Origin of the sequence: Streptomyces niphimycinicus, from assembly GCF_018883605.1 — a bacterium.
GTDB classification, from domain to species: Bacteria; Actinomycetota; Actinomycetes; order Streptomycetales; family Streptomycetaceae; genus Streptomyces; species Streptomyces niphimycinicus.
The window spans coordinates 1-555 of record NZ_JAHLEM010000046.1; the positions used below are offsets into that span (position 1 = coordinate 1).

The window sequence follows — 555 nt, forward strand, 5'->3', positions numbered from 1 at the left end:
CCGCACCACCGGTGAGGCCCCGGCCCCCCGCCGCCGCAACAGCGCCCGCACCCGGGCCACCAGCACCACGTACGAGAACGGCTTGGTCAGATAGTCGTCGGCGCCGGTATCGAGCCCCTCGGCCTCGTCGTACTCGCCGTCCTTGGCGGTGAGCATCAGGATCGGCACATCGCTCCCGGCCGCCCGGAGCGCCCCGCACACGTGGTAGCCGTTCATCCCCGGCAGCATGATGTCGAGAACGATCAGGTCGTAGTCGCCCTCCCGCGCACGGTGCAGCCCCTCGCGCCCGTCATGGACGACATCCACGGCGAACCCCTCGGCCTGCAACCCCTTGGCCAGCGACAGGGCCAGCCGCCGCTCGTCCTCCACGATCAGCAAACGCATACGACCAGCCTCCCAAAGCGAACGTCAACTACCCGGCGCTAAAGCGTCGGGCTTGCGCAACGGGCACCACTGGCGATGGTGCTGCGTTCGCGTCCAGCCCCGTCCCGCTGGCGCGGTGGTGGGGCGGGGGCCGTTGACGGGGCCCCGCGTCGCCGCAACTCCCACGCACGG

Annotated in this window: 1 protein-coding gene; it reads right to left on the bottom strand. The window is 71.2% G+C overall.

The genetic code is table 11. The annotated features are described in order from the left end of the window. Nucleotides 1-384: response regulator (locus tag KN815_RS05770; RefSeq protein ID WP_216340658.1), on the bottom strand; the 384-nt coding region annotated here is incomplete at its 3' end. Between the last annotated feature and the right edge of the window lie 171 nt (nt 385-555).